Here is a 12,388-nt window from a genome sequence, read left to right as displayed (position 1 = left end):
TCTGATTTTATATATAACAAAACCTTGAGAACGATATAAGAATATTATGCCGGACATCAATAAGAGCCACCCCATAAGGATGGCTCTGCATCTAATCCCACCAACTATTTGCCGATAAATTGCTGGGTCCAGTAAGCTTTGCCGTTCTGCACGATGTATCCGACGCCCAAGTGCGTGAAGGAGCCGTTCAGAATGTTCTTCCGGTGTCCTTCCGAATTCATCCACGACTTCACGACCTCTTCCGGGGTCGGTTGGCCCATGGCGATATTTTCGCCTGCCGATTGGTACTGTACGCCGAAACTCCTCATCATCGCAAAAGGGTCGCCATACGTAGGAGAATCATGCGAGAAATAATTGTTTGCGGCCATGTCTTGGGATTTGGCTCTCGCCGAACGATTAAGACTGGAGTCGTCTCCCGCGCAAGCCGATAGCCCCGCCTTCTGTCTTTCCTGATTCGTCAACGCCAATACTTGTTTCTCATAGCCGTCCATGCTCTCATTGGCCGGAAGCGTCACCTTTTGGTCCTTCGGAAGCGGACTGTTCAGGTTGTCGTTAGGCGCTTGGGTTTGATTGCCGCCGCTTGTATTGGAATTACCGTTTGGATTCGCATTGCCATTTGGGTTCGTATTGCCATTCGCATTGCCGTTTGGATTCGCATTGCCGCCGAGTTGCTCCTTCAAACCCGGATTGAGGCGTAACAACTCGTCAATATCTACATGATAACGCGCGGCGATATCCGAGATAGACTCGTTACCCTGAACGTTATGCTTGTTAACAGGGAGATTCGTCTCTACCGAGCTGATATGCGAACGCGGCAACAATTCCGATTGCTTGGAGTGTGTCCTCATCGGAGTAGCTTGCCGATTGTAAGATCCGCATCCCGCCAGCAGTAAGACCAAGCAAAATACCATGACTATTCGTTTCATTAGCTGTCCCCCTTATCTGGATGATTATAATTTCCCCCTTTCTCACGAAAACATGCCAATATTCAAATCCCGTTGCCGCCGGAAAACAAAAAAAATCCTCATCGGCTCGGACATGAGCAGATAAGGATTTTTTGCTTGCGTTTATGTTCCCATACGAGAAAAGATATTATTTCGCGGTTACGCCGCCATCGACAGGCAGCTCGATACCGGTCAGGTAAGATGCCGCATCGGAGGCCAAGAACAACACCGCTTCAGCCACTTCGGACGCGCGGCCGACTCTTGGCAATGCGGTCTGAGAGAGGAACCATTGAAGCATCTGTTCGTTATTGACGAATTCCGCGCTCATCGGCGTTTCAATAAACCCTGGGTGAACCGAGTTGACCCGGATATTATCCTTTCCGAAATCGACCGCGGCCGCTTTGGTGAGCATGCGAACGCCACCCTTGGAAGCGGTGTAAGCTCCAGCGCCGCTACCACCGGTTAAACCCGCGATGGACGAGATGTTTACGATCGAACCGCCCTTGTTGTCGCGCATATGCGGAATGACGTATTTCATCCCTAGAAATACGCTTGTCAGGTTGATGTTAAGCACTTTATTCCACTGCTCGACAGTCGTTTCCAGCAAGCCGGCCGCGTGGGAAATCCCCGCATTGTTGACCAGAATATCTACTTTGCCGTACTTCTGGATCGTACCGTCGACTACCTTAGTCCACTCTTCTTCCGTAGCCACGTTATGCGAGAAAGAGATCGCTTCTCCGCCGCTTGCTTCTATTTCTTTCACGACAGCCTGAACGGCAGCTTCGTTAATATCGGTAGCAACAACCTTGGCGCCTTCCTTAGCGAACAACAACGCTTCTTCGCGTCCCATTCCACTTCCCGCACCCGTAACAATCGCAACTTTGTTATTCAGCATTCCCATGGTTTGGCCTCCTAGGTGATGTTTCTAAATTCGTACAATCAAATAGAATAGACAACTGTTCGCCCAACCTAAGCGATATCTTACGCGATGATAGTTTGACTATCACTACGATATTTATTATACCACCTTTAGATCAAATATCAAACCTATCTTGTGAACGAGGGAATGCGAAGGCTATAATACTCGTAACCAATGGAACACAGGAAAGGTTCGAGCGCGAATGGATCCGAAAACAAGATATCAACAGGAACGAAACGATAACAAACAACAACGTCTATTACATATTCTTGCCTCAGCCGAAACTGTGTTTATCCTCAAAGGCATTGAGAAAACAACGATGCAGGATGTCGCCAAGGAAGCGAATATCGGCATCGCGACTTTGTTCAGGTATTTTCCCAAGAAGGAGAAAATGATCGTCGCCGTCGCCGTCAGACGAATCGAGACGGTTCATGAAGCCTTTCGTTCTATTGCGACGACTCCCGTTAGTTGCTTGGAGAAGATCGAGAAACTGCTCGACTTTTTCATCTCCCAGCTTCAGCAGCCTGATCAAGCAAGCATTAAGTTCATGGAGGATTTCGAAAGCTATGCCGCGCATTCTCCGGAGCCGTTGGAGGATATCGAAAGTTTCAACACGTTGTACCGATCTATCTCGCGCGAATTCCAGAAGATCATCGAAGACGGAATCTCGGATGGATCGATTCGGTCCGATCTGCCGATCCCAGAAACCTTGACCACCGTCATCAACGTATGCGGGATATTCTCCAGAAAACTTTCCTTGCACAATAACATCCTGACGTTCGTATCCGATCTGGAATCCGATCAGCAGCTCGCCATTCTGAAGAAAATCATGCTTGAATATTTAAGAGCTAAATAAATCGTTACTACTTAGGTTTCCCTAGGCTGCTACGGCGCAATGAAGGCACTTTTTTGGCCTTCGTACTTCAAGTGAGGCTGTTGCGGCTCAGTGAAGGCACTTTTTTGGCCTTCGTGCTTCAAGAAAGGCTGTTGTGGCTCAATGTAGGCACTTTTTTAGCCTTCGTGCTTCAAGCGAGGCTGTTGCGGCTCAATGTAGGCACTTTTTTGGCCTTCGTGCTTCAAGAAAGGCTGTTGCGGCTCAATGAAGACACTTTTTTAGCCTTCGTGCTTCAAGCGAGGCTGTTGTGACGCAATGAAGGCACTTTTTTGGCCTTCGTGCTTCAAGCGAGGCTGTTGCGGCTCAATGTAGGCACTTTTTTGGCCTTCGTGCTTCAAGAAAGGCTGTTGCGGCTCAATGAAGACACTTTTTTAGCCTTCGTGCTTCAAGCGAGGCTGTTGTGACGCAATGAAGGCACTTTTTTGGCCTTCGTGCTTCAAGCGAGGCTGTTGCGGCTCAATGTAGGCACTTTTTTGGCCTTCGTGCTTCAAGAAAGGCTGTTGCGGCTCAATGAAGACACTTTTTTAGCCTTCGTGCTTCAAGCGAGGCTGTTGTGACGCAATGAAGGCACTTTTTTGGCCTTCGTGCTTCAAGCGAGGCTGTTGCGGCTCAATGTAGGCACTTTTTTGGCCTTCGTGCTTCAAGTGAGGCTGTTGCGGCTCAACGATAGTAACGATACGTCTAAGAAAAGGCAAGCAACCGACATACGCGGCTGCTTGCCTTTTGGCTTTTACCTTCTTCGATAGAGCGGCCGAACGCTATTTCAGCAAGGCCTGCAATCTGACAATGGACGACACGGATTCCGCTCGGGTCGCCGGGGCAAGGGGAGCGAACTTATTGTCTCCCTTTCCCCCTACGATAATGATGCCTGCTTTCTCAGCAGAGGAGACGTAAGCTCTTGCCCATTTAGGAATATCCGCATCGTCCGCATAGGACGTTACCGTTTCCTTATTCGGCAGCAGTTTCGATGCCTTGAACACCATAGCCGCCATCTCCGCATGGGTAATGTTCTCGTTCGGCCTGAACGTTCCGTCCGGATACCCGCTAATGATTCCAAGCACAGCCGCCTGTGACACCGCCTTGGATGCCCAAGCACCGATCGATTGGCTATCCTTGAACTTACGAGTAGTTCCCGCGTCTGTTGGTCCTAACCCGTTCATCAACATCACGGCAAACTCGGCCCGCGTAATATTCCCGTCCGGCTTGAACGTCCCGTCCGTATATCCTTTCGCAATGCCGAGCGATACGGCTTTCTGAATATCGTCCTTCGCCCAATGACCGTTCGTATCGGTGAAGGCAGCGGTTACGACTGGTGGCAATGGCCCTCCCGTGACGGTAACCGTGCATGTGGCGATAAATCCGCCCTCTTCCGTCTTCACGATCACCTGAGTGGTACCTGCCGCAACCCCCGTTACATTACCTTTATCGTCAACTGTCGCAATAGTCCGATCGTTACTGCTCCAGGATACAATCTTATCCCCGGCATTATCCGGCAGAACCTTTGCCATTAACGGTTTGCTCTCACCTACAGATAGAGCAAGCTCGTTCCGATCCAACGTGACGCTGCTGACGGGAGATACGCCGTAACGAATGGCGAATAGACTGCCGCCGGCCTGTACGTAAACCGTATTATCTTTGCCTGCAATGGGTTTGGATATGGAGGACTCGCTAGGACGAGGATCAATGAAGTACAGCCATTTCGTCTCTCCCGTCGGATTCAAGGCGATAAGCGTGCCATCGTTCATAAGGACGTAGATCGTTCCATCGGAATCGATTGCAGGCTGTTGTGCGTAGCCATCTAGATTTATACTCGATTGGTTTTTACCATTCTGGTCTAACTTAATCAATCTGGTCGCCATAACAAAGTAAACGTTGCTGTTCTGTCCAACTGAAGGAGCGCCGACTTGCAGAGGGCCATAGGACCACTTCTGTGAACCGTCCGTATTCCATGACACGATTAAACCATTATTCTTTGGGGGGATTGCAGCATAGATTGTTCCATCCGGACCAAGAACGGGCGAGCTATAATTTTCTTTGGTGTCTATAGCAACCGCGTTTTTCCATTTCAGTGTTCCATTCGGCTTAATCGCGAACAAATACCCGCTTTGCGACATCGCATAGACCGTACCGTCGGAACTTGCCGCGAGCGAGGTAACGATAGAGCCATTGGTGGCAAACTTCCACTTCAACGTCCCTAATACCGAATCGAAAGCTTTTACTTCACCATTTAGCAACCCTACGAATAACGTGCCATCCGTCCCGAATGCAGGAGAGCCTAACATTGTACTCTCCAGGCTAAGCGTTTGTTTCAATACCCCGTCTGGTTGAATGATTAACAATTGGTTATCATCCGTTGCCAAATAAATATAACCATCCGGTCCGACGGTCGGGCTACCCGATGGTGCGCTGTTCGTCTTATAAACCCATTTCGTATCTCCTCGCCGAGCGAGCGCCCGCATGCCCATTTCCGAAGCATTAGGAGCGGACTTGAAAGACAAGTATACCGTTCCGTTCTCTCCGACCGCGGGATCGAAAACAGGAGCAGGAAGATCGTACTGCCATTGAAGCGTTGCAAATGCTGGTGGCTTTGAAGCGTCGGATTGAATAGGCTTCAACTCGATAGGCAGCTTGTTCGGTATTAACTTAATTTGCGGATCGATCGTCATTTTCGCTTCGAGCTCAAGCGGGGCGATTGCTATTGAACTAAGTACCGCTAATGATAACAGAATCGTAACGACAGGCTTGAATCTCATGGAATCCCCACCCTTTCAACACCTTATTTTATCAGCTAGAGTAAAATATACCTATTATCCTAAAGTTGTATATCAATGAAAAAAAGCACGATTTCCGCCGAATTCATTCGGAAATCGTGCCCTCTTATTTCAGTGCATGCAAGGCACCATCGAAGCTCGTATAGTAGATAATTCCCTTGGCTACGGCGGGGGTCGTCTGTATTTTATCGGAGTCGATTTTCCAAGATAACTTCCCTGTAAGAGCGTCTACGCTGTACAAATAGTCTTTCACTTTGCCGTTCGAATACGCATAGCCGGAGCCGAAGATTAATTGTCCTTTCTCGTACGCCGGCGCGGATAACACATTGCTGCTCGTCTCGAAACGCCACTTCTCCAAGCCCGTCTTCGGGTCTACTGCAGCCATGAAATACCCATTGGAGTTGCCTACATAGAGAGTGTTACCCTCGTAGATCGGCGAGGCCACCCAAGCGGGTGCGACTTGGTACCACAGCGGATTGCCGCTTAGCGCATCGATCGCATACAGCTTAAAGTCGCGAGCGCCCGCGTATAGCACGCCTTCATGAAGCACTGGAGTAGACTGAATCGCTTTATGCCGATCGTTCGGGGGCGTTTTGTAGGACCATCGCAGCTCGCCATTCTTTTTGTCTACTGCGTAGATATACCCTTCCCAATCGCCGAAGTATACCGTCTTATCGTCATGAATCGGGGAGCTTTTAATGGGAGCCGTTGCTTGGTACTCCCATAATCGCTTCCCTGTATCGACGTTAAATGCTAGCAATTCGGCATTCGCGTTTCCGATATAGAACACGTCATCGTCGAGAGAAGCGGATGAGTCGTAATAATCCCATTCATCCTGCTCTCCCTTAACAACCGGATCTGCGGCGGGTACGCTCCATATTAGGGAACCCGTCCCGGCATCCAGCCGATAGACGGTGCCTGCATGGCTTTGAAACACGATCGATGACCCGCTTAGCTTCGGATTCGAGCGGATCGCACTATCCGCTGTAAAACTCCAGTCCTTCTTCCCGGAGGCGGCATCGACCGCATACAGATGATGGTCGTCGCTGCCGAAGTAAACCTTCCCCGCGGCTATTAACGGAGATGATGTGATCCTCTCTCCCGTTTGGAACTTCCATAGCTCCCGGTGAGACGTTGCGGAAAATAACGCAGCCTTCCCGGCGTAAAATACCAAATAATTTCCCGATTGCTCTGTCCAATAGGACATATCGTGTCCGCCGGAATTCGGAACCCATTGCGCATCGATCCCTTTGGCTTCCAGAAGCTTGTATAGGCTATGATCCTTCTCGGCTAATCCGTCCCCGGTCCCGACGTCCACATATACTTGGACACCGTCTAGCTTATTTTTCTCTGCCAGCTTAAAGGGATCTCTTGTCTCGCGTAGCTTATCGTTCGGAAAGAGCCAGTCCCGCTGGCTTATGAACTGATCGGTTGGCGTGTAATTCCAGATTGCCGCGCTATGCGCGCCGATCTTGCTGAAGATGTCAGGGTGCGTAAATCCGAGAACCAAAGCCGCGTACCCTCCCATCGATGCACCGCCGACGAATCGGCCTTCGGGCGAAGTCTGCGTATTATAGTTGTTGTCGATATAAGCAACAACGTCCTTAGCGAGATAATCCCCGTAAGCCCCCTCGTCCACTCCGCCGGGATTGACTCCTTCCCCCGGCTTCGTGTTTACGCCAAAGCTATTCCCGTAATTCGGGCTGACGATGATTAACGGATCGATTTTATTTTCCAGAATCAATCGATCCGCGGTTTCGTTCAGATGTAAGTAAGTGAACCAAGAGTCCCGGTCTCCACCATACCCGTATAACAAATAAAGCACGGGGTATTTACGGCTTGCGTCTTTCGGGTCATAACCCGGGGGGACGTAAATAGACAAGCCCATTACCTTATCTAGGGCGGCACTACGAAATTCGGCATGAATGACTTGCGATGTTGCGGACTGTGCGATTGGCGTGCTCGCAGAGGGTTCGTTCTGAACAATTAAGCTTTTATTATCTGAGGTGCATCCACTAAGAATGAAAGAGCTTAGACAAATGACCATCATAACGATAACCGAAACTCTCAATCCATTCCCACCTTTTCTCCAGCTATTCCATGAAAAGAGTATAGCAAGGAACATTCGGGACAAGAGCAGGACAGGACAATACTGTCCTCGACAATATGTTAGAATGAACTAGAGGTGGTAAAATGATCCAGAAAATAACGTTCGGGGATCTATTAAAGGAGCTTCTGACGATTCGGGGATGGTCTGCCGCCCAGCTGGCCATGACGCTAAACATAGACGCCTCTTACGTCCGCAGATGGATCAGAGGCAACCGAACGCCAGCGCTGAATTCCAGCTACGTCGAGCAGATCGCGGATGCTCTGTGCGACGGCTTGGACAAAGAATATCGTAAAGCGATTCTATCGTCTTTAAGAAAAGTGTTAGAGGAAAAACAAGTTCCTATCCTGGACGATGATGAACGTCCTATTCAAGCCGGAGTGACGCGGCTTCTTCGCGAAGCGCAGGTGCATACCCTATCACTGAATAACGAATCTCGAATCAGCCGCAAGCCAGCCGGCTCCCCGAGCGAAATATCGGAATTGCTGATGCTGTCCCATCGCGGCAATCCCCGCTTCGTCACGAGAGGGGCATCAGCCAATCCGCAGGAATCTCCATCCGTTTTAGGACAAATTCCAAAGGTCATTTCGGGCAGGAAAAACATCCTTGCGGCAGCCATAACGATGCTGCAGTCGGCTCTCGATGACGAGAACTTTGCCGGAGGCGGAGAAATCGCGCTTACCTTCCAGAGCGAAAGGGAATATTTCGAAGGCTATCCCGAGCTTCACAACGAATGGCAATATACGATCGTCCGGGCCCTTAGCAAAGGCTGGTCCGTGCGGCATCTGTGCAGATTGAATAAGAACGTCCAGCGGTCGCTGCGGCTCGTCAATCAAATTCTGGATTGGACGAACTACTCCGGCGCTTATTCCTTGTACTACTTCGACAAATACGGGATTGACTTTCCTCCGTACGAGATCATTCTGGTCAACGGAAAGGGAGCTATTCTGGGCTTTGCCGCGGACAATTACAAAGAGATCGACGCCGGTCTCTACCTCGACGAATCGGAAGCCGTCGACATGATAGAGAGATACGTGGGACAGATGTTCCTGAATGTCGAACCTTTGATCAAGATTCTGAATCAAGAGGAATACTTCGAGTTGAACCCGGCCAAAGATCGGAAGTCCGGGAATCATTTGCTGAGCATGCAAGATCTCTCGTTTCTTACCGTGCCTTATCCTTTAATGGAGAAATACTTGCGAATATCGATTCCGGATGAGGAAGAGCGCGCTATACACCTTAAACGCATAGCGGACACCTTGCAGTCGTTCCATAGAGATATAAAGCATTATAAAATGAGGCACATCTATCCTATGAGAGCATTCGAGGAGCTCGTTACTAACGGAGAGTATCACCATAACGTGTTCTATCGGCCAACGGGCGAAGAGGATATCCGAGAGCATCTACTGCATTTGTTGGAACTGTTAACCACGTACGAGAAGTTCGAGATCGCCCTCGTCGACGAGCACAAATACAAGCCGCTGAGCAAAGCGCAATGCGATATCAAAGGCGATCATACGATCGTCATCAGCGTCATGCCAAAAAACGAATGGGATCACAAAGTCGAATTGATCTCCATCACGGAAGGTACGATCGTAAACGCGTTTCAGCAGCACTTCGACGATTGGTGGGATCGGATTAACCCCGTGCATCGGGATAAGGCGTTCGTCATTTCTTGGATCAAGGACAAGCTCGATTTGCTGTGATTCATGTCTTGTCGGTACTAAGTGACCCGGCTACAGTTGATCTACGATAGCCCAGCAGCAATACGATCGAGCAAACGCAGATCACGAGCAATAGATCGTACACATGCCGGAATGCCTGAGCTAACGGAATAGAAGTCTCATATTCAAGCAGAAGCCCGCACACCGCAACGGAGATGGAACCACCGAAAAATTGGATGAGCTGCATCAGCCCCATGCCTGCGCCGATCTTATTTTTCGCTAAACGATGGGAAGTTTCATTGTTCAGGGAGCTCAGAGTTGCCGATAGCGCAGGCGAGAAAAGAAGATATCCGCACAAGATCACCAGAGGAGAAACGGCGGCTTCCAACGAATAGACCGCCAGCACGACGACAAGGATACCATGTCCTATGAGCAGGAAGAGCAAATTGCCGTAACGGTCGATCCATCTTCCTACGAAACGGGTTAAGAACACCGACAGGATCGCCCCAGGCGCGATGAACAACCCGATAGCCATCGGAGATTTACCGAACAACTGCGCGAGTACGAGCGGCATAAGAAACAGATTGCCTAAATTAACGATCAAAACGCAGAAACCAATCATTAACAAAGTCGGGTAACCTTTCACCTTCAACAGGCCGGGATCGATGAACGTATCACTAGCTTTGCGCAAATACCAGAAATGCATAAGGAAGGATACGAGGCTGAACGCAAACCACAGAATCGATTGTTGGGTCACCGCAACGAGCAGCGATGCCGCATTCGCGACCGTGAATAGCGCTCCTATAATATCGAACCGGGCAGGCTTCGGCTCCTCCCGAGGGAGCAAACGAAGCAGCACCGGGAGAATAAGCAATACCAGACAAGTAACCGCGAAAAGGCCATTCCATCCAAAGTACTCGCTGATCACTCCCCCGACGATTGGACCGAGGCCGAAAGCCATCGCGCTACCCGCCGAGATCATTGCAATTGCCCTTCCGCGCCTTTCAGCGGGAACGTAACGGCTAGCCAGAACAAGCCCCAAGCCCGCCATTGCGCCCGCTCCCGCCGACTGTAGAATTCTGGCCGCCAACAAGACGCGGAATTCATGCGCGAAGATGCCTATAATTGAAGAAAGACCCAATATGATTAAACCGACCGCGAGTAATCTCCTTATCGGCACGATATCCGAGAGCCTACTGTAAATCACCGTCGATAGCGCATACCCGATGGAATAGCTAGAGATGATCCATGAACCGAGATCCGCAGTAATCTGAAGATCCGTTATAATGCTTGGAATGGATACATTAAACATAGTCGTATTCATAACGACGATAAACAACCCGGCAGCCCATATCGGCAAAACAATTTTGTCATTCATAGATGATTCAACCTCAATTCGATTCATTCAGGGATTTTGCCCTATTTTACTTGTAAAAATCCATTTCCCTTTCGACAGAGTTAACCTTTAATTGCACTCCCAATCTGCTAGTGTACTAGGTAATTACGATTAAGGGAGAGGAATGGGATGAACAATGGATTAAGATACGCCCTGTCCGTAAAGCTGTGCGTGTTATTCATGATCGCAACCCTATCCGTCGGCACGTCAGCCGCATCTTACCCCGATCATGCCTCGCTAGTCGCCGCGCAACCAGAGCCGAAGAAACCTGAAACGTTCCCAACCTTCGAGTTCGATGAGGGCGACGTTGCGATAAAATGGAACCCCGAACTGGATGCGAAAGCATGGAAGGTATACCGCTCGGAAAACAACGACGACTATCTCTTGCTGCATGATTCTTTCCTTGAAGAACCGAACTACTTAGACCAAACCGCCCTCGCGGGTAAAACGTACTATTACGTCGTAGAAGGATTCGACGATAACGAGCAACTTCTATATTACACTCCTCCGATGAAAGCCATCATTAACCCCGCCCAATTGCAACCGGCTTCCGGCAACGATGTCACCATCCTCTTGCGAATCGGCAGCCGTACCGCTAAGGTCAACGGCCAAACCCTTACGCTCTCCGTCGCTCCTACCGTTATCGATCATACTACCCTCGTCCCCCTCAGATTCGTGACCGAAGCATTGGGCGCGGACGTGAAATGGAATGGCAAAGAACAGAAGGTGACCCTTCTAATGAACGGAAACCAGATCGAGCTATGGTTAAATGACAGTATCGCCAAAGTTAACGGAAGCCAGGTTGCCCTATCCGTTCCGGCCAAGCAAATCAATGGCTCCACGATGGTGCCCCTCCGATTCGTCAGCCACAATCTCCAGCTTAAAGTCGCCTATGCCAACCAAACACAAACCCTTACCATCAGCTCTTCCGGTGTCTCCGATTCGTCCGCCGCCACAGATGACAAGCTGCCCAATGCCGGAATCGACAAGATGCTAGCCCTATTAAAATCCGGAAAGACGAACTCCGGTCGCTCTCTGCAGAATGGGCAAGTATACGGAAAGCAATTCCACATCTCCTTCCAAGACTATAACGAACAAACTAGAGAGTTTGGAGGAACGCTGGAGTGGATGGACATACCCGAGATCGACACCCTCAAGGGCAAGGTCGAAGGTAATCAGTTGGTGATCCGCCAGGTTAGCCGATACAGCAGCCTCGACGATAAGACCTCGAAGATCGACGGTCTCATCACGGTAACCGTAACCGACGCCAATCACATGAGCGGAACGTGGAGCGTTTCAGGCAACAAATCGAGCGGTACGATCCGATTCACCCTTAACCCCGAAGATATGTCCATGTTCTTTCACACTTACCGGGTATACAGTCCAAGCTCCTCCGCAACGTCGGAAACGGAGGAGGATTATACAACCCTAACGGGCGTAGGCTCGCTTAACGGTGGACTGCTGATCAAGAGCAACGGTACCTATGAATGGAACAGCCTAGTAGACGGCAAAGTCATCAGAGGTAAATGGGTAAAAACCGGTGATGTCGATTGGCCGCTCAAGCTGGTACAAGGCGAACAGGGTAACGATTGGAGCGTCGCCGAAGCGATTCATGAGACGGGCGCGTCCATCTACTTATGGGACGGAACCCACTCGCTGAATGCCAGACGAATTCAAAACTAGACGACAAAA

Annotated in this window: 11 protein-coding genes; 6 read left to right on the top strand and 5 right to left on the bottom strand. The window is 49.9% G+C overall.

The window, feature by feature from the left end; translation table 11 throughout:
- Nucleotides 1–104 precede the first annotated feature (104 nt).
- Nucleotides 105–926: a CAP domain-containing protein gene (locus L3D05_RS08645; RefSeq protein ID WP_239615628.1), complete on the bottom strand. Its 822-nt coding sequence runs from the start codon at nucleotides 924–926 to the stop codon at nucleotides 105–107.
- Between the two features lie 166 nt (nucleotides 927–1,092).
- Nucleotides 1,093–1,845: an SDR family NAD(P)-dependent oxidoreductase gene (locus L3D05_RS08640; RefSeq protein ID WP_239615627.1), complete on the bottom strand. Its 753-nt coding sequence runs from the start codon at nucleotides 1,843–1,845 to the stop codon at nucleotides 1,093–1,095.
- 220 nt (nucleotides 1,846–2,065) lie between these two features.
- Between L3D05_RS08640 and L3D05_RS08635 the strand changes: the two genes are divergently transcribed.
- Genes L3D05_RS08635 through L3D05_RS26440 form a run of 4 tightly spaced genes read left to right on the top strand, consistent with a single transcriptional unit; the run spans nucleotide 2,066 to nucleotide 3,315 of the window.
- Nucleotides 2,066–2,719 (top strand): TetR/AcrR family transcriptional regulator, encoded by a 654-nt coding sequence (locus L3D05_RS08635; RefSeq protein ID WP_239615626.1) that lies wholly within the window; start codon nucleotides 2,066–2,068, stop codon nucleotides 2,717–2,719.
- A gap of 53 nt (nucleotides 2,720–2,772) precedes the next feature.
- On the top strand, nucleotides 2,773–3,009 hold the full coding sequence (locus L3D05_RS08630) for a hypothetical protein (RefSeq protein WP_239615625.1): 237 nt from the start codon (nucleotides 2,773–2,775) through the stop codon (nucleotides 3,007–3,009).
- 18 nt (nucleotides 3,010–3,027) lie between these two features.
- Complete coding sequence (locus L3D05_RS26445; protein WP_255807413.1) at nucleotides 3,028–3,162, top strand: hypothetical protein; 135 nt, start codon at nucleotides 3,028–3,030, stop codon at nucleotides 3,160–3,162.
- An 18-nt stretch (nucleotides 3,163–3,180) separates the two neighbouring features.
- Nucleotides 3,181–3,315 carry a hypothetical protein gene (locus tag L3D05_RS26440; protein WP_255807413.1) on the top strand — a complete coding sequence of 45 codons (135 nt, stop codon included), beginning with the start codon at nucleotides 3,181–3,183 and terminating at the stop codon, nucleotides 3,313–3,315.
- A 201-nt stretch (nucleotides 3,316–3,516) separates the two neighbouring features.
- Here the strand turns inward: L3D05_RS26440 and L3D05_RS08625 are convergent, their stop codons facing one another.
- Together L3D05_RS08625 and L3D05_RS08620 are read right to left on the bottom strand one after the other, a co-directional pair.
- Complete coding sequence (locus tag L3D05_RS08625; RefSeq protein ID WP_239615624.1) at nucleotides 3,517–5,511, bottom strand: S-layer homology domain-containing protein; 1,995 nt, start codon at nucleotides 5,509–5,511, stop codon at nucleotides 3,517–3,519.
- Between the two features lie 124 nt (nucleotides 5,512–5,635).
- On the bottom strand, nucleotides 5,636–7,600 hold the full coding sequence (locus L3D05_RS08620; protein WP_239615623.1) for an outer membrane protein assembly factor BamB family protein: 1,965 nt from the start codon (nucleotides 7,598–7,600) through the stop codon (nucleotides 5,636–5,638).
- Between the two features lie 122 nt (nucleotides 7,601–7,722).
- Here L3D05_RS08620 and L3D05_RS08615 point away from each other — a divergent pair, with 122 nt between their 5' ends.
- Nucleotides 7,723–9,342: a helix-turn-helix domain-containing protein gene (locus tag L3D05_RS08615; protein ID WP_239615622.1), complete on the top strand. Its 1,620-nt coding sequence runs from the start codon at nucleotides 7,723–7,725 to the stop codon at nucleotides 9,340–9,342.
- A 1-nt stretch (nucleotide 9,343) separates the two neighbouring features.
- On the opposite strand, the gene L3D05_RS08610 is transcribed toward L3D05_RS08615, so the two are convergent.
- Nucleotides 9,344–10,678 carry an MFS transporter gene (locus tag L3D05_RS08610; protein ID WP_239615621.1) on the bottom strand — a complete coding sequence of 445 codons (1,335 nt, stop codon included), beginning with the start codon at nucleotides 10,676–10,678 and terminating at the stop codon, nucleotides 9,344–9,346.
- A gap of 147 nt (nucleotides 10,679–10,825) precedes the next feature.
- On the opposite strand from L3D05_RS08610, the gene L3D05_RS08605 reads away from it, so the two are divergent.
- Nucleotides 10,826–12,379 (top strand): copper amine oxidase N-terminal domain-containing protein, encoded by a 1,554-nt coding sequence (locus L3D05_RS08605; protein WP_239615620.1) that lies wholly within the window; start codon nucleotides 10,826–10,828, stop codon nucleotides 12,377–12,379.
- Nucleotides 12,380–12,388: the final 9 nt, after the last annotated feature.

Origin of the sequence: Cohnella mopanensis, from assembly GCF_022352055.1 — a bacterium.
GTDB lineage: Bacteria > Bacillota > Bacilli > Paenibacillales > Paenibacillaceae > Cohnella > Cohnella mopanensis.
This window is presented reverse-complemented; position numbering and strand designations above follow the sequence as displayed.

What these genes read in the sequence shown, in the direction of transcription:
- L3D05_RS08605 (WP_239615620.1), top strand. Translation starts at nt 10,826, where the DNA reads ATGAACAATGGATTAAGATACGCCCTGTCCGTAAAGCTGTGCGTGTTA.
- L3D05_RS08635 (WP_239615626.1), top strand. Translation starts at nt 2,066, where the DNA reads ATGGATCCGAAAACAAGATATCAACAGGAACGAAACGATAACAAACAA.
- L3D05_RS08645 (WP_239615628.1), bottom strand. Translation starts at nt 926, where the DNA reads ATGAAACGAATAGTCATGGTATTTTGCTTGGTCTTACTGCTGGCGGGA.
- L3D05_RS08640 (WP_239615627.1), bottom strand. Translation starts at nt 1,845, where the DNA reads ATGGGAATGCTGAATAACAAAGTTGCGATTGTTACGGGTGCGGGAAGT.
- L3D05_RS08615 (WP_239615622.1), top strand. Translation starts at nt 7,723, where the DNA reads ATGATCCAGAAAATAACGTTCGGGGATCTATTAAAGGAGCTTCTGACG.
- L3D05_RS08610 (WP_239615621.1), bottom strand. Translation starts at nt 10,678, where the DNA reads ATGAATGACAAAATTGTTTTGCCGATATGGGCTGCCGGGTTGTTTATC.
- L3D05_RS08625 (WP_239615624.1), bottom strand. Translation starts at nt 5,511, where the DNA reads ATGAGATTCAAGCCTGTCGTTACGATTCTGTTATCATTAGCGGTACTT.